The sequence below is a fragment of the Acinetobacter sp. ANC_7682 genome (assembly GCF_056779795.1).
In genome coordinates this window covers 1-18,199 of record NZ_JBWYIQ010000040.1, presented here as the reverse complement: position 1 = coordinate 18,199, position 18,199 = coordinate 1, and the positions used below count along the sequence as shown (strand labels likewise).

General features: G+C 38.5%; 16 protein-coding genes and 4 tRNA genes. 10 read left to right on the top strand and 10 right to left on the bottom strand.

From position 1 onward, the window contains the following. Positions 1–77: 77 nt before the first annotated feature. The 6 genes from AC1M9D_RS12745 to AC1M9D_RS12720 form a co-directional block, all read right to left on the bottom strand. Positions 78–1,367, bottom strand: coding sequence for an iron-containing redox enzyme family protein (locus tag AC1M9D_RS12745; RefSeq protein WP_481612324.1), 1,290 nt, complete (start codon positions 1,365–1,367; stop codon positions 78–80). 155 nt (positions 1,368–1,522) lie between these two features. Further along, a tRNA-Glu gene (locus tag AC1M9D_RS12740) sits at positions 1,523–1,598 on the bottom strand. A gap of 45 nt (positions 1,599–1,643) precedes the next feature. Next, positions 1,644–1,719, bottom strand: a tRNA-Glu gene (locus AC1M9D_RS12735). Between the two features lie 24 nt (positions 1,720–1,743). Further along, positions 1,744–1,819: transfer RNA gene (locus AC1M9D_RS12730), tRNA-Glu, on the bottom strand. Positions 1,820–2,035: 216 nt separating this feature from the next. Next, positions 2,036–3,448 (bottom strand): amino acid permease, encoded by a 1,413-nt coding sequence (locus AC1M9D_RS12725; RefSeq protein WP_481612323.1) that lies wholly within the window; start codon positions 3,446–3,448, stop codon positions 2,036–2,038. 108 nt (positions 3,449–3,556) lie between these two features. Further along, positions 3,557–3,632, bottom strand: a tRNA-Glu gene (locus tag AC1M9D_RS12720). Between the two features lie 254 nt (positions 3,633–3,886). Between AC1M9D_RS12720 and AC1M9D_RS12715 the strand changes: the two genes are divergently transcribed. Continuing rightward, entirely contained in the window at positions 3,887–4,369 is a 483-nt protein-coding gene (locus AC1M9D_RS12715) for a YaiI/YqxD family protein (protein ID WP_155756969.1), read from the top strand. Between the two features lie 23 nt (positions 4,370–4,392). Continuing rightward, entirely contained in the window at positions 4,393–5,301 is a 909-nt protein-coding gene (locus AC1M9D_RS12710) for a DMT family transporter (RefSeq protein ID WP_481593046.1), read from the top strand. A 9-nt stretch (positions 5,302–5,310) separates the two neighbouring features. Here AC1M9D_RS12710 and AC1M9D_RS12705 read toward each other — a convergent pair whose 3' ends face one another. Next, positions 5,311–5,886: a PilZ domain-containing protein gene (locus AC1M9D_RS12705; RefSeq protein ID WP_035266851.1), complete on the bottom strand. Its 576-nt coding sequence runs from the start codon at positions 5,884–5,886 to the stop codon at positions 5,311–5,313. Between the two features lie 23 nt (positions 5,887–5,909). Between AC1M9D_RS12705 and AC1M9D_RS12700 the strand changes: the two genes are divergently transcribed. From AC1M9D_RS12700 to AC1M9D_RS12690, 3 genes are all read left to right on the top strand, one after another. After that, complete coding sequence (locus AC1M9D_RS12700) at positions 5,910–7,145, top strand: lipoprotein-releasing ABC transporter permease subunit (RefSeq protein ID WP_481612322.1); 1,236 nt, start codon at positions 5,910–5,912, stop codon at positions 7,143–7,145. After that, positions 7,138–7,815 (top strand): lipoprotein-releasing ABC transporter ATP-binding protein LolD, encoded by a 678-nt coding sequence (gene lolD, locus AC1M9D_RS12695; protein ID WP_481612321.1) that lies wholly within the window; start codon positions 7,138–7,140, stop codon positions 7,813–7,815. Before AC1M9D_RS12700 ends, lolD begins: the two co-directional genes overlap by 8 nt. Positions 7,816–7,897: 82 nt before the next feature. Further along, positions 7,898–10,387, top strand: coding sequence for a DNA internalization-related competence protein ComEC/Rec2 (locus tag AC1M9D_RS12690; RefSeq protein ID WP_481612320.1), 2,490 nt, complete (start codon positions 7,898–7,900; stop codon positions 10,385–10,387). Here AC1M9D_RS12690 and AC1M9D_RS12685 read toward each other — a convergent pair. Further along, positions 10,384–11,319, bottom strand: a complete 936-nt coding sequence (locus tag AC1M9D_RS12685) for a lysophospholipid acyltransferase family protein (RefSeq protein WP_481612319.1) — start codon at positions 11,317–11,319, stop codon at positions 10,384–10,386. The two genes, AC1M9D_RS12690 and AC1M9D_RS12685, sit on opposite strands and share 4 nt — an antisense overlap. Positions 11,320–11,450: 131 nt before the next feature. Here AC1M9D_RS12685 and sppA point away from each other — a divergent pair, with 131 nt between their 5' ends. Together sppA and AC1M9D_RS12675 are read left to right on the top strand one after the other, a co-directional pair. Then, positions 11,451–12,464, top strand: a complete 1,014-nt coding sequence (gene sppA / locus AC1M9D_RS12680) for a signal peptide peptidase SppA (protein WP_481612318.1) — start codon at positions 11,451–11,453, stop codon at positions 12,462–12,464. Beyond that, a complete protein-coding gene (locus tag AC1M9D_RS12675) occupies positions 12,461–13,270 on the top strand; it encodes an alpha/beta fold hydrolase (protein WP_481612317.1) in 810 nt (269 codons plus the stop codon). Before sppA ends, AC1M9D_RS12675 begins: the two co-directional genes overlap by 4 nt. A 15-nt stretch (positions 13,271–13,285) precedes the next feature. Here AC1M9D_RS12675 and purN read toward each other — a convergent pair whose 3' ends face one another. Together purN and purM are read right to left on the bottom strand one after the other, a co-directional pair. Next, positions 13,286–13,915: a phosphoribosylglycinamide formyltransferase gene (gene purN / locus AC1M9D_RS12670; protein WP_481590244.1), complete on the bottom strand. Its 630-nt coding sequence runs from the start codon at positions 13,913–13,915 to the stop codon at positions 13,286–13,288. Positions 13,916–13,933: 18 nt separating this feature from the next. Continuing rightward, positions 13,934–15,004: a phosphoribosylformylglycinamidine cyclo-ligase gene (gene purM, locus AC1M9D_RS12665; protein WP_035266866.1), complete on the bottom strand. Its 1,071-nt coding sequence runs from the start codon at positions 15,002–15,004 to the stop codon at positions 13,934–13,936. 135 nt (positions 15,005–15,139) lie between these two features. On the opposite strand from purM, the gene cxpE reads away from it, so the two are divergent. The 3 genes from cxpE (at position 15,140) to AC1M9D_RS12650 (ending at position 18,162) form a co-directional block, all read left to right on the top strand. Beyond that, positions 15,140–16,363: a chloramphenicol efflux transporter CxpE gene (gene cxpE / locus AC1M9D_RS12660; protein WP_481586444.1), complete on the top strand. Its 1,224-nt coding sequence runs from the start codon at positions 15,140–15,142 to the stop codon at positions 16,361–16,363. A 15-nt stretch (positions 16,364–16,378) separates the two neighbouring features. Continuing rightward, positions 16,379–17,086, top strand: a complete 708-nt coding sequence (hda, locus tag AC1M9D_RS12655; protein ID WP_481612316.1) for a DnaA regulatory inactivator Hda — start codon at positions 16,379–16,381, stop codon at positions 17,084–17,086. A 179-nt stretch (positions 17,087–17,265) separates the two neighbouring features. Beyond that, positions 17,266–18,162 carry a CSLREA domain-containing protein gene (locus tag AC1M9D_RS12650; RefSeq protein WP_481612315.1) on the top strand — a complete coding sequence of 299 codons (897 nt, stop codon included), beginning with the start codon at positions 17,266–17,268 and terminating at the stop codon, positions 18,160–18,162. Positions 18,163–18,199: the final 37 nt, after the last annotated feature.

Sequence of the window (18,199 nt, the reverse complement as noted above, 5' to 3'; positions counted from 1 at the left end):
CATGAGCCGCTTTATTATTGAATTCGGTGACCGCTTAAGCAATCACCTTTAAATTTATGAAAAGCAATTACACAAAATTATTTACAGGCTCCATCTAATGAATCACATTGATGTTTGATCTGTTCAAGTTCATGTTGATTATTGTATTTTGAGAGCCAGTTTTGATCTCCTGTTACAGGCATTCTTTTTAAACGAACAGTTAATGATTCCCCTTGAATCCAGTCTTTAATCAGCATTTTCTCAGTTGCATTAAATACTCCAAACATTTTGCCATCACTATCGTGAATAAGTTTCCAAAAACGACTTTCTTCGACAGGTCTGTTTTTAATAATCCATTGTTTATCAATTAAGATTTGAACAAATTCAGATATTAATTGAGGTTGAGCGAGCCACTCATTAATAGACTTGCCATTGAATTGACATTTTTGGTTATGAATATGTTGACCGACAACTGCTTTTCTTTGCAGAAGTTGATAAACGCTTTGAGTCAGATCAATTTCTTGAATGATATTCGTCGAGCTCAAGCCAAGATCATTCATTTGGAAGCCCATTTTCACAAGTTCAAGATATTTTGATTTATCTTGAGCTTGATGATAATGATCAATAAATGCCTGTATTGATTTTTCAGCATGTCCATTGTGTGCATTATCAATCGTAATATGAACATTAAAATAATGAGGATCAATTCCAAGTTCTGCTAATTCATAATTGGTGATTAACAGGTGTAGTGGTAATTGTTCATAACCCAAGTTAAATCCAATTACTAGTGGAAGTAAATCATGTGGTATATATGCGAGAGCAAGTTGAACAGCGGCTTGTTCGAAATAAATATCATCTAAATAATTAATGTATGGTTCAAGCTCGAAATGTCGCAGTAAGTTTTGATACATGCAAACATGATTTGCTTTAGCATCTCCCAAGCCAAGTTCTTCTAAGTAGATATAACTTAGATCTTTGTTCTCAAACAGAGAGGGGTGCGTAAGAGATGAATATAGCCATGAGCCATCTGCATATTTAACTGGAGCAACTTTATATAAAAATTCTAAAGCATGAGAGATGGTTGGAAAGTATTCACGCCCAAGGCCTGATTTTCGGTGATCCAAATAACTTTGAAATTTAGAACAAGTTTGATCATGTTCGCGTTGAATATGTTGCCTAGCTTGGTCTACCTGATCAATCCACGCTAAATGAGTCGTATCGAGTTGATTAAATCGTGAAAGAACATAGCTTTCAGCATATTCTTTTTTACATTCATGATTCACTTTAGGGTCTAAAAAAAACTCAACCCAGTCTTTATTTGTTTTAGGACTAATTGTATTTAATTGTGATGGGGATGCTAGGGGATTAAGTACGGTGTTGTCCAACATCATCTTCTCCAAGCGTTACTTAGGGTTTAAACCACCATAACCTGCAAAGATGATAATGTTGTTTATTTTATGTTCGATTTTTAGGGTGACTGAGTTATAAAAAAGCCCAAGTCTTAAATACTTGGGCTTTTTTATGAGATGTATCATCTCGAATATGGCGTCCCTACGGGGATTCGAACCCCGGTTACCGCCGTGAAAGGGCGATGTCCTAGGCCTCTAGACGATAGGGACAGTGCAGAAATATATTTTAAACCATGTTATTTCAATTGAAATTAATGGCGTCCCTACGGGGATTCGAACCCCGGTTACCGCCGTGAAAGGGCGATGTCCTAGGCCTCTAGACGATAGGGACTTAATAAAATCTACTTCTGAAAATTGGCGTCCCTACGGGGATTCGAACCCCGGTTACCGCCGTGAAAGGGCGATGTCCTAGGCCTCTAGACGATAGGGACGTTTCAGAGGTGGGCGTATAATAGGGTGAAAATAGGGGGGTGTCAAACGCATTTCAGCAAAAAAATTAAAAAATACGTGTGTTCGTATGAAAATAAAACAATATTGAATTTTAAGGCTAAATTTAGATCAAATCTCTAAGAAATATTAGAAAAGCAATCGAAAAAATAGGAATTGTCTAAGCAAAAAAATAGCGGCCGAAGTCGCTATTTCAAAAATCAAGATTTATCGTGATAAAACAGGTAATAACTGGCATAGCAAATAGCAATGAATGCTAAACACCCGAAAAAGCTAATACGCATACTCGGATCAAATACCATACTTAAGCATGTGATAAAACAGAACACAAAACCTAAGATTGGGACAATTGGAAATAATGGAGCAGCAAAGCCCAGTTCTTCTTTTTTGCGCCCTTGCTTATACCAATCGCGTCTGAAATTAAATTGGCTTAAACAAATACTCATCCACACAACGACCATTGTAAAAGCAGCAATACCTAATAAATTGGTAAAAATAGTCTCAGGTGCGAATTGTTCTGACAATAAGCCTGGTAAACCACCGATCATTGTCACGATCACTGCAACATAGGGGATACCACGTGCATTCACTCTAGAAAATACTGCAGGGAGCTGCTTTTTGTAAGATAAAGACCACATCATGCGTGACGCAGCAAATAAACCAGAGTTAGCAGCTGACAATAAAGCAGTAATAATTACAAAACGGATAATATCTTCTGCATAGGGAATACCAATATGCTGGAAAACAGTCACAAATGGAGAGCTACTCACACCTTCAGCAGCTAAGCCAGCTTCTTGGTGTGGAAGAAGTGACGTCACTACAATGATCGTACCTACGAAGAAAATCAACAGACGAAAAATCGCTGTATTAATTGCTTTAGGAACATTTTTAGCTGGGTCTTTAGTTTCACCAGCAGCAACCCCAATTAATTCTGTTCCAGAGAATGCGAAGTTTACGATAAGCATCGTAGCAAAAATTGGGAATAGACCTTCAGGGAACCAACCTTGAGCAGTTAAATTGCTAAATAAAGGCGCCGTTTCGTAACCTTGATAGCCAATTACACCAAAAATTGCGAGTAGGCCTAATAGAATAAATGCAACAACAGTAATAACTTTAACTAAGGCCAGCCAAAATTCAGATTCTGCGAACCATTTTGTGGAAATCATATTTAAAACAAATACGAATACACCAAAGACTATAGTCCACATCCACATGGAACTATCTGGGAACCATTCCTGCATGAGGAGGGCGGCGGCTGTAAACTCAGTTCCTAAGGTAACCGACCAAGTTAACCAATATAACCAAGTGATGGTATAGCCTGTTCCTGGTCCAATATATCTTTTGGCATAAGCACCAAACGAACCAGACTCAGGCATATGAACGGCAAGCTCACCTAAACACAGCATAACCATGTAGGCGATAATCCCGCCAAGGATATAAGAAATAATGGCACCTACAGGCCCCGTTTGTGCAATGACTTCACCCGAACCTAAGAAAAGTCCAGTACCGATTGCGCCGCCAAGCGAAATCATAACCAGATGTCGAGTACTCATAGCGCGTTGTAAAGGCGCAGAATTGCCCTGATGCGAAGCATCATTCGGAGATGAGTGCATAGGATTGAAAATTCGAAACAAATGAAGCGAGTTATTGTAGTGAAAAACTACAATTCTTCAATGAAATAATAGTAATTTTGAATATTGAGTGATCGTATGAAACGATAATGGCGTCCCTACGGGGATTCGAACCCCGGTTACCGCCGTGAAAGGGCGATGTCCTAGGCCTCTAGACGATAGGGACGTTGCGAGGTGCTTGTATATTAAGGATAGACATTTCAATTGTCAAAAGCTTCGTATCAAAAAAGTTTTAATCGTTCATACATTAAGCAAAAACAATCAATTAGTTTTAATTTTGATTAAACTGACAACAATAAGATTTTTCATGTATTTAAATAACATGGAGAGAAGGTCCTCACTATAAAAAAACGATCCGCTTTATATTCATCATATCAAACCAGTCATCTGTAAAATTTGATAAGATGACGTGGTAAGACAATGAAGGAAAGAGGCGTGTTGCCATTTAAACTCTGGGTCGATGCTGATGCATTACCTAAAATTTTGCGTGAAGTCATTTTAAGAGCTTCTGATCGTTATCAACTTGAAGTAACTTTTGTCGCCAATCAAAATGTAGGAATAACTCCTTCTGTTCGTATTAATTCAATACAAGTGATGAGTGGAGCAGATCAAGCTGATAAAGAAATTATCGAACGCATGAAAGAGCATGATATTGTCATGACGCAGGATATTCCTCTAGCAGCTCAAGTCATCGAAAAGGGTGGCGTTGCAATTCATCCACGTGGTGAAATTTGGACAGAAGCTAATATCAAGGCACGATTACATTTGCGTGATTTCATGGAAACTTTGAGAGGGGCTGGCGTTCAAACCGGTGGACCACCGCCAATTTCCGAAAGAGACAAGCGTGAATTTTCAAGTGCTTTGGATCAAACAATTCAAAAACAAAAAAGAAAAACTGCCTGATTTATCTTATCAATCGAGTTCACATGCCAGAAAAATCTAAACTTATGCTCATTTATGCCTTATTGGTCATCATCTGGGCAACAACTCCACTTGCGATTGTGTGGAGTGTGGAAGATATTTATTTAATGTGGGCATTGGTGATTCGATTAGGCTTGGCACTGCCTATCGCAGCATTACTTCTCATTGTTTTAAAGGTAAAATTTCCTTTAAATTCAATTGCATTGCATAGTTATTTTGCTGGGTCATTTAGCTTGATTGGTTCGCAATTTTTTACTTATGTGGCTACTGATTACCTAAGTTCTGGCATGATTGCATTAATGTTTGGATTAGCCCCAATTATGGCAGGGCTTATTGGAAAATTTATCTTTCAACAAGATTTGCATAAGCTGCAATGGTTAGGAATGATCGTCGCGATTACTGGGCTTGTAGTGATCAGTTTTACTGGATCAGCACAACATATCCATCCCATTGGAATTGGTTTAATGTTGCTCAGCGTTTTTTCATACGCAATGTCAATTTTTTGGGTAAAAAAAATAAATGCTGATGTAGCACCGATGGCACAGGCGACAGGTTCAATACTGGTTTCTACGATCGTTGCATGTCTAATTGTGCCATTTATATGGAAATATTTACCTACTGAATTACCTTCAATGAAGTCATTACTTGCGATCATATATTCTGTTGTTATGGCTTCATTAGTTGCTATGTTTTGTTATTTCTATTTGGTCAAAAAAATCCAACCTACCACATTGTCCCTTACAAATGTAATGACTCCAGTTTTAGCGCTTGGTATAGGTGCCGCGTTTAATCATGAGAAATTAACGCTAGGTATGATACTGGGAGCAATGATCCTACTTCTGGGATTGTTTATGTATTTTTATCGGGATATAGAAGCGAATCGGAAATTTAAACAAAAAGTATTAAAGCCTTAAGTTGGATGCTCAGCGATTCTGTGAGTTTTTTAAATGCTTCAAGGCTTCTGTTAACTTTACTTTGTCTTGGGGATGTAACGTTAGAAAATATGCACCGGTTCTAAACAGCCCATTTTCTTCTTGATTGCTGTATACAACTTGTGCAGTTGCAGCGATATGAAAATCATTTTCAGGGTGACTCAATGTGATATGAATATAGGTTTGTTCAGGGATATGTTGCTCAGCATAAAAACTAAAACCCGTTTCAGACAAATTGACTTGAGTAGGTACTGGTAACATGGTTTGTACAATAGAGTCGTAAAGTGAGCCCGTAATCAGGTTTAATTTTTGATTAAATAAGGATAATATCCGAGCAATTTGTTGATCTTTTTGATTTAATTGTTCTAATTCGTACATAAGCGCATGATCAAATTGATCTAATTCTGCAAGTAAGAGAAAATAGCGCGGTAGTACAAAATTTGAATCATAGGGATCATTCAAAGCGACATCTTTAGTGATGATCTGATAATTTATTCTTAAGGCAGCATCAATACGTGACATGACGCGTCTTTCAATATTGCCACTTTGATGCTGAAGATTTTCCATTAAAACACCTCGGACTAGATGGTATGTTTAAACCGATCTCGCTGTATATAGGGTTGAGATACACTCGCGCACGGCGAAGTAATCACTTTATTTCTTTTATTGCTTTAGTTTCCATGATCGGTCTGACTTTGGGCGTCGCTGTTCTCATTACTGTGTTATCTGTAATGAACGGTTTCGATCGTGAATTAAAAAACCGTGTCTTGGGAATGGTACCTCAAGCGACTGTTTCCTCTACACAAATTCTAACAGACTGGCCTGAGCTTGCAAAGAAAATAGACCAACATGAACATGTGACGGGTGTTGCACCTTTTACACAGTTGCAGGGGATGTTAACAGCCCAAGGACAGGTTGCAGGGATAATGGTCACGGGTATTGAGCCTGACTATGAAAAAAATGTATCTATTATTCAAAATCATATGGTTCAAGGCGACCTCAACTCATTAAAGAAAGGTGAGTTCGGGATTGTTTTGGGCAAGCAGATGACGGATGCTTTAGGTTTAAGTCTCAATGATAATGTAACATTGGTATTACCTGAAGCGACACCATCACCTGCTGGCGTTGTTCCACGATTTAAACGTTTTAAAATTGTCGGTATTTTTAGTATTGGTGCGGAAGTGGACTCGATGATGGGTTACATCGCGCTAAATGATGCTTCGACATTGTTGAGACTGCCGGATGGTGCACAAGGTATCCGTATGAAGCTAGATGATATCTTCAAAGCACCACAAGTCGCTGAAGAAGTTGTTAGGGATTTACCTGGCAATTTCTATCCATCAAATTGGACTTATACGCACGGCAATCTCTTTAGTGCCATTCAGATGGAAAAAGCAATGGTTAGCCTTTTACTTTTCCTCATTGTCTTGGTAGCAGCATTTAATATTGTATCTTCACTGGTGATGGTGGTTACTGATAAAAAATCCGACATTGCTATTTTAAGAACCTTAGGTGCTTCACCAGCAACGATCACTAAGATTTTTATGGTACAGGGTACGGTGATTGGTGTTGTAGGAACACTGGCAGGAGCAGCACTAGGTATCATCTTTGCAACGAGCATTAGTGGATTTATTGGCTGGTTGAACACTGCTTTTGGACTAAATTTGTTCGATGCATATTTCATTAACTATTTACCATCGTATCTACGTTGGCAAGATGTTGTGGTGATTGTTAGCTTATCACTAGCGCTAAGTTTCCTTGCAACAATTTATCCAGCGCTGCGTGCTGCCAAAGTTCAACCAGCAGAGGCTTTACGCTATGAGTAATATTGTCTTAGAAGCCAAAAATATTCATAAACATTTTACAGATGGTAAATCAACTGTTGAAGTGATTAAGGGATTGGATTTAGTTGTTGAGCAAGGACAATTTGTTTCAATTGTTGGATCAAGTGGTTCGGGTAAGAGTACGCTGTTACATGTATTAGGGGGGCTTGATCGTCCGTCCGAAGGTGTAGTGATGCTTAATGGGCAGCGTTTTGACACTTTAGGTGAAGCTGAACGCGGTTTCCTACGTAATGAACACCTCGGATTTGTGTATCAATTTCACCATTTACTTCCTGAGTTTACGGCTTTAGAAAATGTATCAATGCCGCTGATGTTACGTAAAGATGCAAATTATAAAGAAGTAAAAGAACGTGCAGAATATTTGTTGAATAAAGTGGGTTTATCACATCGTTTAACGCATAAACCAGGTGAGTTATCTGGCGGTGAGCGACAACGCGTTGCACTTGCACGGGCTTTAGTGGCTCAACCTAAATTGATGATGGCAGATGAGCCTACTGGAAATTTAGATCGTAAAACTGCCGTCACAATTTTTGAATTGCTTTCCGATCTGCGTAAAGAATTTAATATGGCAATGCTCATCGTGACCCATGATGAACAGCTCGCACAAACTGCTGATAAGATTTTGCATATGCAAGATGGATTGTGGGTATAGCCTAAAAATCCGATTAACAGTCTTGTTAAAGCCCACTTGAGTGGGCTTTAATTTATTTAAGAAAAATAAACATAAAAATTAGATGTTTTTAATATTTATTCTCATCTCTTGGATCATTGGTGTTGCTACGATCAGCTTTCAGAATGAAGCTGAATATTCAACTCTCTTGCTGGGTATGGCAACTATCATTTTGATCATGGGTTACTTTGTACGATTAATGAGGCAACCTGATCGATTCATTTATCCTCACACCTCAAGTATTGTGCAGTCATCATCAAGAATGCTTGTGCTAACGGGAATTTGTCTGATCACATTTGTTTTGGGGCATCAACATGCAAAAACAGCCTTACACGATCGTTTAGAGAAACGTGTTCAATATATTGAAGAAAAAGAATTAGTTGTTTATATCAATAAAATTAATCAGCTGAAAATGGATCAGGAAGGTCGATCAATACAGCAGCGTGCGCAAGTGATCGACAAGAAGCAAGGACAATCTCAAACGCTATTATTATATTTGCGAGAGTCAAAACTTGATACGACATTAGATCTAGGGCGCTATTATAAAGTTACGGGAAAATTAAGACCCGCACATAGTTATGCAGTAGATGGGGCATTTGATCAAGAGAAATGGTTGTTGCAGCAAAATATAGCTGGAACAATGCGTGTAGATTGGATCGTACCTGTAAGTGAAGCGGTGTTATATTCTGAAGGTTATTTATCTTCATCCGATGTGCATCGGAGCCTTATCGCACGATTGAGCCTGAGCATTGAAAAAGCACGTTTAGCTTTTAGGGATGATATCGAACAGGGCGTATTTAGGAATAAGGGTTTGCTAGTCGCGTTACTCACAGGTGATAAGAGTCTACTGACGGAGCAACAAGAAGAATTATTTAAAAAACTAGGCATTACGCATTTATTGGCTATTTCAGGTCCACATGTTCTAATTTTTGCTGACTTATTATCGTGGTTCATGGGGTGTCTTGTATCAATTTTTCGTCCTCATATTTTTCTAAAAGTTCCCAAACCATATTTACTTTTAATCCCTTTCGTATGTGGGGTAATTATTTATAGTTTTTTTTCAGGGCTCGAAATTCCTGCATTAAGAACTACATTGTCAGTTTGTCTAATTAGTATCGCTATTTTATTTAAATTTAAGATTAAGCCTTTTGTACTATTACTTATCAGTGCAAGCTTAATGCTCTATTTAGACCCTTTTAGTGTTTTATCTGCTGCATTTTGGCTTTCGTACGGCGCATGTTTGATTTTGATTCGTGTATACCAAACGATCGTTCATGAACAGCAAAACACTGCTTTAATCAATAAGCATCATTTTCTAGATAAAGCAAGAATGTATCTTAAAATACTTTTGCAATCCCAATGGAAAATATTTATTGCACTGATCCCACTCACTTTACTGATATTTCAACAGATTTCTTTGCTTGCGCCATTTGCTAATTTAGTTGCTGTTCCAATGATTGGGACCTTGATCGTGCCCTTAGAAGTACTGGGCTATTGTCTCAGCTTTATTCCTTTTGTTGGTCAATTTCTGATTCATCTGGCTGATATGTTGATATCTATTCTTTTGGTGATGCTGACTAAGCTGGGAGCAATATTAGACAATCCATTGAAATGGGTGGTGTTAACGAAAGCACAAATGTTTTTGCTCGCTTTGGCAGTATTGATGTTCTTTATGCCAAAGAATGTAATCCCTCGATTATGGATACCCGTATTAGGTGTGGCATTGCTGATGCCTAAACGTGATGATGGATACGATATCATTGAAATTTTAGACATAGGGCAGGGGCAATCCATACTCTTACAGTCATCAGGGAAAAATGCTTTAGTTGATACAGGCGGGAGCTTTGATGAGAATACATTTAGTATTGGAGAAAGTGTAGTTGTCCCTTTCTTAATTCAACGTGGCATATCAAAATTAGATCAAATTTTTATGAGTCATCTTGATCAAGATCATGCTGGCGCATACCGCAATATAGAAAAACATATACAAATTGATCAAGTTATCTCAAATGAAAAAGATGATAGGTTTCAGCAAGTGAAATTTGATTATTGTCGACAGCATCAACAGGTGCAATTGGGTAAGATAAATATACGATTTCTTTCACCAGCTGAATCACAATTAAATTTTGTCAGTCAAAATCGTAATGAGCTTTCGTGCATAATGTATCTGACATTACCCTATGCTAACGATTTTAAGCATATTCTGATTATGGGGGATGCAGGATGGGAGACAGAGTATCGTATTTTAAAGCAGTATCCTGAACTTAAAGTAGATATTTTAATCTTAGGACACCATGGCAGTCGACATAGTTCATCTTACGACTTTTTAAAAAATACCAAACCTAAAATTGCCATTGCATCGGCTGGTTTTGATAACCGCTATAATCATCCACATCCTGTTGTCAAAGAGCGTTTAAAAGCGCTTAATATTCCGCTACTCGATACCCAATCGAAGGGCAGCATTCGAATGACCTTCGATAAAAACAGAGATGTACAATTTCGATATCATCGAGATCAAAAAGCGTGGTTAACTCGGAATATCCCCATAGATTAACTTGATTTTCTGACTTGCTCTATTTTTGCTCTGGCTTGTTCTGCAGGGATACGATAAATGTTATGTAGATCAGGATTTGCACGGAAACGTTTGTAGCTCCAATGAGCATGTTCAGGATAACGATGAATCAGACTTTCTATTGCACGGTGAATTACTAACGTTCCATCACCGGGCGTGCCTTCATAAATCGAAGCATCCATTGGTTCAATAAATACATTAAAATCTTCAGTTTCATTGCGAATTGCATAGACCAATAGGCCTTTGGCTTTAGTTTTTTGGATGAGTTTGGCACTTAAATTACTGGACTCGAGTGGTATGCCGAAATAATCGATCATTTCACCACCGTGTTTAGGATTGTGATCTGGAAGAATCACAGTTGTCCCCCCTAATTTAAGGGCTTTAAAAATTTGTCTTATACCACTCTCATCTGTAGGGACTAAAGTTGCTTGTTCTCGACTACGAGCCTGGCGCACAAATTGATCTGCTTCTTCATTCTTGATGGGTTTATACATGATGGTCATCTTGGTATATTGTGCGAACCACGCATTCATGACTTCCCATGTACCAAAATGTGGTGCGAGTAAAATAATACCTTTCTTTTCAGCCATTGCTTCATGAAAATATTCAGCACCAGTGACATTGCGTATTCGTGAAATATTGGTTTCGTTTGAGCTTCCCCAAATGCTAAAAAACTCCATATAAGATTGAAGTTCGTTTCTTACCGCTGCACGAGTCACTAAATGTTTTTCTTCATCAGAAAGATGGGGTAAGCAAATGTCGATATTGAGGCGGATGGTGTTCGTAGTTTTTGTAATTTTTAGCGTATTAATCAGCCCTGCAAGCATTTTTGCAAAAAAACGAGTAAAACGAATCGGACGGCGACTGAAGAAATTTAACAGGCGGGTTGTGGTCGATGTTTTGGTTTCAGGCATTAGATTCAAAATTTGGTAAGTTCATAGAATATTGTGATTTGGGTTTATTATATGTTAAATCTTGACTTATAAATAGTTTGACCTCATTCCTTGTATATAATGTCAGCTTAAATTTAATTTGGATGGTATGTATGTCCGCTTGGCCGCCTGAACCACAAAATGAAAATCAAAAACCAAATAACCAACCTAACGGAAAAGAATGGCAAATTTTAGAAAAAGCTGTTCTCGCATCTGTTGAAGAACAGAGACGTGCAAGACGTTGGGGAATCTTTTTTAAATTTCTTACTTTCGCATATCTTTTATTTATAGTTTTGGTCATGGGGAAAAGTTGTTCAACGACTTCCACTGATAGTGCGGTGTCATCACAGCATATTGCTACAGTCGATATTGTAGGAACGATTGCTGCAGACCAGCAAAGTGTGAATAGTGCAGATACGATCAAAGGTTTGAAAAAAGCATTTGAAAGCAAGCAATCGCAAGCTGTTGTTTTAAATATTAACTCTCCGGGTGGATCTCCAGTTCAGTCTGATGAAATTTGGCAAGAGATCCAATATTTAAAGTCGGTTTATAAAGATAAAAAACTTTATGCATTAATTGGTGACACAGGTGCTTCAGGTGCTTATTACATAGCATCTGCAGCTGATGAAATTATTGTTAATCCATCAAGTTTAGTCGGCTCAATTGGCGTCATTATGCCAAACTATGGAGTGAGTGGTTTGATGCAAAAACTTGGCGTTGAAGATCGCACCATGACTTCAGGTGAGAACAAAGCATTATTGTCGATGACACAACCAGTTGATCCTGCACAACGTGCACACGTACAAGGTGTATTGGATAATGTTCATCAACATTTTATTGATGCAGTTAAAAAAGGTCGTGGTAATAAATTGAAATCGCAAGATCCTGCTATATTTTCAGGTTTGTTTTGGACTGGTGAGCAGGCTGTGAAGCTTGGTATCGCAGATCGGATTGGCAGTATTCACACACTGAAACGCGAATTAAAAGTCGAAAAAACGGTAGATTATACTATTCAACGTAGCCCCTTTGATTCTTTGCTTGGACGACTTGGAAGTGAAATTGGTCAAGGTTTTGCTTCTTCAATTTCCAAGCAGATTCAATCTGAGCAGGTGAATCGAATCCAATGAAACCATTGATCCATTTTGCTCATGCCAACGGGGTTCCATCGAAAGTTTATCAAAAATTTTTTGATGCTTTGTCTGATCAATTCGATGTGATTTATACGACCAATCTTGGTGTTGATCAACGTTATCCTGTAGATCAACACTGGGAAAGTATGACACAGCAAGTGATTGATAATATTGTTCAGAAATCCCATGGTCGTAAAGTGATTGGTATCGGGCACTCCTTAGGAGGAGTTGTGACGTTCAAAGCTGCGTTGAAATGCCCAGAACTTTTTAGTCAAACTATTCTTCTCGATCCACCTCTTATTATGGGGCTAGAATCATTTGCTATGCATATTGCAAAGTCTTTGAAGTTAAAAGCAGTGGATCAAATGTCGCCAGCGGCATTGTCTAAACGTCGACGTGATCATTGGGATAGTCGAGAGCAAGCTGCAACATTACTTCGACCAAAAGCCCTATATGCAGCATTTGATGAGCAATGTTTTAATGACTATATTCAATTTGCATTAGTTGAAGATCCAACGCGTGGCGGCGTTGAATTGGCGATTCCAAAATCTATTGAAGTGGATATTTTTAGAACTAATCCCTCATTATGGTGGCTGCCTCAACCAAAGCTCAAAGTTCCAAGTCAATTAATTGTTGCTTCTGAAGGTCCATTCTTAGCACGTAAATTCCCTCATAAAGTGAGGAAAAAGTTTGGTGTACCTTTTAGTATTTTTGAAGGTGGACACATGTTCCCACTTGAACATCCTGAGCAATTGGCTGCGCATTTAAAAACTATTTTGACGCCACTAAAAAACGCAGCCTAAGCTGCGTTTTTTAAATCAAATATGACAGAACTGTATCGGACCTTTCATAATTTGATTTTTATAGTGCACGCCTTCGGATGTGACTTGAATGGTTTGATTACAAATCCATTCTACAACTTGAGGATAAATTAAATGTTCAAGTTGATGTACACGATCTGCTAAAGATGCAACATTATCATGGTGAGAAACTTTGAGTACGCCTTGAGCAAGTGCTTGACCTGCATCTAGTTCTGCAGTGACATAATGTACAGTACAACCATGCCATAGATCACCAGTATTCAATACACGTTGATGTGTATGCATTCCTTTGTAATGTGGCAGCAGAGAAGGATGGATATTGATCATTTTTCCCTCCCATGCTTTAACGAACTTAGCACTTAAAATGCGCATAAACCCCGCTAAAACCACAAGATCAGCTTCCCAGTCGAGCAGTTGCTGGTGCATAACATCATCAAACGCTTCACGATCTGGGAAGTTTTTATGTTCAATCACTGCAGTTGCTATGTTGGCATGAGCAGCACGCTCAAGTGCGTAAGCAGCAGGTTTATTCGAGATCACACCGACAATTTGACCTGAAAGGTTTGCATCGATTAATGCTTGTAGGTTTGATCCGTTACCTGATACTAAAACAGCAATTTTAATCATGTTTTAACAATAAACTGATTAAGCGAAGATCACACGAATTTTTTCGTCTGCACCTTCGACAGATTCAGCATTGTCAACAATGTGGCCCATTGTCCATGCTTTTTCACCGAGTTGATTTAAGATTTCAACTGTTTTATCAGCTTCAGCAGCATCAACAACTAGAACCATACCTACGCCACAGTTGAATGTGCGGTACATTTCAAATTGTTCTACACCACCTTCACGTTGAAGAAGTTTGAACAGCTCAGGCCATTCCCAAGAAGATTCGTTTACTACAGCTTGGGCACCATTTGGTAATACGCGAGGTAAGTTACCTGGTAAACCGCCACCTGTGATGTGTGCCATCGCGTGAACATCAACCTGTTTGAGAAGCTCTAGAATTGGTTTAACGTAGATACGAGTTGGCTCCATTGCAACATCAGCAAGTGGACGACCATCAACAATTTGAGTTAAATCAACATTTTTTACATCTAAAATTTTACGAAGAAGAGAGTAGCCATTAGAGTGTGCGCCGCTTGAAGCAACACCAACTAATACATCACCAGCTTTAACTTTAGAGCCATCAATAATTTTACTTTGTTCTACAACACCTACACAGAAACCAGCTAAATCGTAATCTTCACCTTCATACATGCCTGGCATTTCAGCAGTTTCACCACCGACCAACGCACATCCAGCAAGTTCACAACCTTGACCGATACCTGTCACTACATTTGCTGCGACATCAACATTGAGGTGACCAGTTGCGTAGTAATCAAGGAAGAAGAGTGGTTCAGCACCACAGACAAGTAAATCGTTCACACACATTGCAACCAAATCCTGACCAATTGTGTCATGACGGTTTAAATTCAATGCTAAACGTAATTTTGTACCAACACCGTCTGTGCCAGATACGAGAACAGGTTCTTCATAACCTTTAGGAATTTTACAAAGTGCACCGAAGCCACCAAGACCGCCCATTACTTCAGGACGAGTCGTGCGTTTAGCGACAGATTTGATACGATCGACTAACGCGTCGCCCGCCTCAATGTCGACACCTGCATCTTTGTAGCTTAAACCAGTGTTTGGGGTAGAAGTTGAGTTGCTCATATTGAAGTCTCCGCATTCGCGCGGGGATTATAACCTGAATATACGAAACTCTTATGTTATTTATGCACTAAAATGTTATCTTTACTAAAATATTTTCCTTTACATAACGAATAATCTTAAAAAAGGCGAGTTTCTATGGTAGATCGTACCCTACGCCGTGTTTTTATCCTTGCAGGGATAGCTTTATTTCTCTGGATTTTATACTTATTAAAACCGGTCGTAATCCCATTTATTGGTGCATTTTTAATAGCTTATCTTTTCAGTCCATTGGTTGATCGATTGCATAAGATAGGTTTACCTCGTTGGTTGTCTATCAGTTTGGTATTTATTGGTATTGGTGTCGTGATCACATGGGCAATGTGGTATTTGGTTCCATTAATTTGGGAACAGCTGATGTATGCTAAATCCAGTATCCCGAAAGTAGTTCATTGGGTAAATTATAGCTTCTTACCGTGGTTATCAGATACTTTCAATATAGTGCCACTAGAATTAGATGTAGATCAGATTTCAGCAGCTGTTATGGAGTATGTTCAAACCAATTATAGTGCTGACAGTATCCAAGCGATGGCACTCAAATTGGCACAATCTGGTCTGAATTTTATTCAGATTGGTGGGACAATTGTACTGATTCCAATTATTGCATTTTATTTCCTCTTAGATTGGGATCGAATGCTCAATAGTTTGCGTCGACTCATTCCACGTCCTTATGAAGCTTCAACGCTTGAAATCGTAGGTGAATGCCATAGCGTACTAGGCGCATTTGTAAAAGGACAATTCCTCGTGATGATCCTTTTGGGGATTGTTTATGCCGTTGGTTTACAATTGATTGGTCTGGAAGTTGGTTTGATTATTGGCATGATTGCAGGCTTGGCAAGTATCATCCCATATTTAGGATTTGCAGTAGGAATTATTGCTGCCGTGATCGCAACTTTCTTTCAATTTGGTATGGATTGGACTCAACTCCTTTTAGTTGCAGTGGTGTTCATGGTAGGGCAAGCTGTTGAAGGTTATGTGCTTCAGCCATTCTTATTGGGAGATAAAATTGGTCTTTCTCCAGTAGCGGTCGTATTCGCTGTATTGGCTGGTGCACAATTGGCTGGTTTCTTGGGTATGTTGATTGCATTACCTGTTGCAGCTGTAATCGTGGTGCTGCTCCGACATGCACGTGACACTTATGAAAGGAGTACAATTTATGGTACGCCAGCTGTTGCCGTAGCTGATCATGGTGGTGGTGAAATAACAATCCAAACCGATCAGGTTGATATTGAGCTTGATCTCAAACCACAATCAATCAATAATCAACAAGATATTGCAACATCTGAAAAAATCGATGTGCAGAAACAAAATAAAGAACCTTAAGGTGACCAAGCATTTATGCGGCAACTGCAACTTGATATAGAACCTCAACTTGATGCACGGATCGGTGATTTTTCCGGCCCAGGTTGGGGACCCGTCATTGATGCAGTTCGCCAACTTCATGCTGGATTAATGAATCGATTTTATCTTTATGGCGGGGCGGGCACAGGTAAGAGTCACTTATTAACTGCGATATGTGACTCATATCTAGATGTGGGGAAATCTGCAATTAAAGTTTCATTGCTAGAATTGCTCGATGCTCCAATTGAGGCGATTACTTCATTGGATCGTTATGATTTGGTCGCTCTAGACGATATTGAAGCGATTAGTGGTGTACCGCATTGGCAAAAGGCGGTATTTCATTTAATAAATAATAATAATGATGGTGGAGGACAACTAATCTTTTCATCTAGATCTGCGCCAATTGAATTGAAACTTGAATTACCAGATCTTCAGTCGAGATTAACTCAAGCGGTGAGTGTTAAAGTACCAACAGGTCAATCCTACGCTGACCGCTATGCCTTATTACATTCTGTGTTAGATCGTAAAGGTGTGCATTTTGATCCTTTAATTATTGATTATCTGCTGACCAATGGCCCGATACAGACCAGTACCTTATTACAAACGGTTGATCAATTATCAAAGTTACTACAGGGTGAAAAAGTTAAGCTATCCAACGCAACCCTTAAGCAAATCTACGCGCTCATCGATCAGTATAGTGCTTAAATGCTTTTTAAATGTTATTCAAAACTCAAAATGTAGATTTTATCTGAACTCGGCAATTTTTTACTTAAAAATAATTGAGAATTCTAAAAATTTGTGACAGATTAGTCAAAATGGACAAATAGCGCTACATAATTAAAGTTCGCTACTTAAAAAAATAAAGAAAAATTAAGGAGATGGTAATGCTCAGACGGGGCTTAGGTCTTGTATTGTTGTGTGCAACAGGGCATGTATTCAGTGCAGATATTGTGGTTACGACCACTGAAGATATCACCAAAAATGATGATCAATGTTCGTTGCGTGAAGCAATTGAATATATTAATCAGGGTAAACCTGAAGCAGGTCTCAATGGCTGTGGTGGTAAAGATGCCACAGATAATATTATCTTATCTACGAAAGAATATCTCCTAAACGAGCAAGTTCGCATCTCTAAACCGATGGTTTTTAGAACGCAATATGAAACTACCATTGTCGACGATATTCCTGGTACAAAAAATGCCGTCATAACAATGAAGGGTACTGATAGAATTTTCCATATTGAGCGAATTCGTCCTAAAGTTGATGATGAAATTAGAGATGCTGCAATTGGGGTGGAATTTTACGAAATTACCTTGCAAGGTTGTACTGCATCTGTATGCAAAGACAAAGGTGGATTAATTCTCAATTATGAGCGGCTAAAATTTGATAAAATCCATCTTATCAATGGCAAAGCAAATTTTGGTGGTGCGATTTATAATGTTGAATCATTTATTGAATCCGAAACTAGCAAAATTCGTTCCGCGCGAGTGAATCTAGTTAATTCGTTACTGGAAAACAATCAAGCACAACAAGGTGCTGTTTTGTATAGTGAATTTCCTGATTTTGACATTAGCGCTTCTGTTATTAAAGGTAATAAAATAACAGATTCAGAAGGTTTCGCAATTTATAGCCATAAAGTGTTGAGTGAAGATGAAACTAAGGTGACCAATCTCAATTATGCCAAAGTGATCAATTCAACAATTTTTAATAATAAGGGCTATATTATCAATAGACCTCTTGCGAAAGTAAAAAATTGTTTATACTCGTCCCATGAAATATGAAAATTTAACTAGATTTAATGATGGGGAATTTAAACGA

Coding starts and splice junctions, on each gene's coding strand:
- AC1M9D_RS12745 (WP_481612324.1), bottom strand. CDS start 1,367: ATGTTGGACAACACCGTACTTAATCCCCTAGCATCCCCATCACAATTA.
- AC1M9D_RS12725 (WP_481612323.1), bottom strand. CDS start 3,448: ATGCACTCATCTCCGAATGATGCTTCGCATCAGGGCAATTCTGCGCCT.
- AC1M9D_RS12715 (WP_155756969.1), top strand. CDS start 3,887: ATGAAGGAAAGAGGCGTGTTGCCATTTAAACTCTGGGTCGATGCTGAT.
- AC1M9D_RS12710 (WP_481593046.1), top strand. CDS start 4,393: ATGCCAGAAAAATCTAAACTTATGCTCATTTATGCCTTATTGGTCATC.
- AC1M9D_RS12705 (WP_035266851.1), bottom strand. CDS start 5,886: ATGGAAAATCTTCAGCATCAAAGTGGCAATATTGAAAGACGCGTCATG.
- AC1M9D_RS12700 (WP_481612322.1), top strand. CDS start 5,910: ATGTTTAAACCGATCTCGCTGTATATAGGGTTGAGATACACTCGCGCA.
- lolD (WP_481612321.1), top strand. CDS start 7,138: ATGAGTAATATTGTCTTAGAAGCCAAAAATATTCATAAACATTTTACA.
- AC1M9D_RS12690 (WP_481612320.1), top strand. CDS start 7,898: ATGTTTTTAATATTTATTCTCATCTCTTGGATCATTGGTGTTGCTACG.
- AC1M9D_RS12685 (WP_481612319.1), bottom strand. CDS start 11,319: ATGCCTGAAACCAAAACATCGACCACAACCCGCCTGTTAAATTTCTTC.
- sppA (WP_481612318.1), top strand. CDS start 11,451: ATGTCCGCTTGGCCGCCTGAACCACAAAATGAAAATCAAAAACCAAAT.
- AC1M9D_RS12675 (WP_481612317.1), top strand. CDS start 12,461: ATGAAACCATTGATCCATTTTGCTCATGCCAACGGGGTTCCATCGAAA.
- purN (WP_481590244.1), bottom strand. CDS start 13,915: ATGATTAAAATTGCTGTTTTAGTATCAGGTAACGGATCAAACCTACAA.
- purM (WP_035266866.1), bottom strand. CDS start 15,004: ATGAGCAACTCAACTTCTACCCCAAACACTGGTTTAAGCTACAAAGAT.
- cxpE (WP_481586444.1), top strand. CDS start 15,140: ATGGTAGATCGTACCCTACGCCGTGTTTTTATCCTTGCAGGGATAGCT.
- hda (WP_481612316.1), top strand. CDS start 16,379: ATGCGGCAACTGCAACTTGATATAGAACCTCAACTTGATGCACGGATC.
- AC1M9D_RS12650 (WP_481612315.1), top strand. CDS start 17,266: ATGCTCAGACGGGGCTTAGGTCTTGTATTGTTGTGTGCAACAGGGCAT.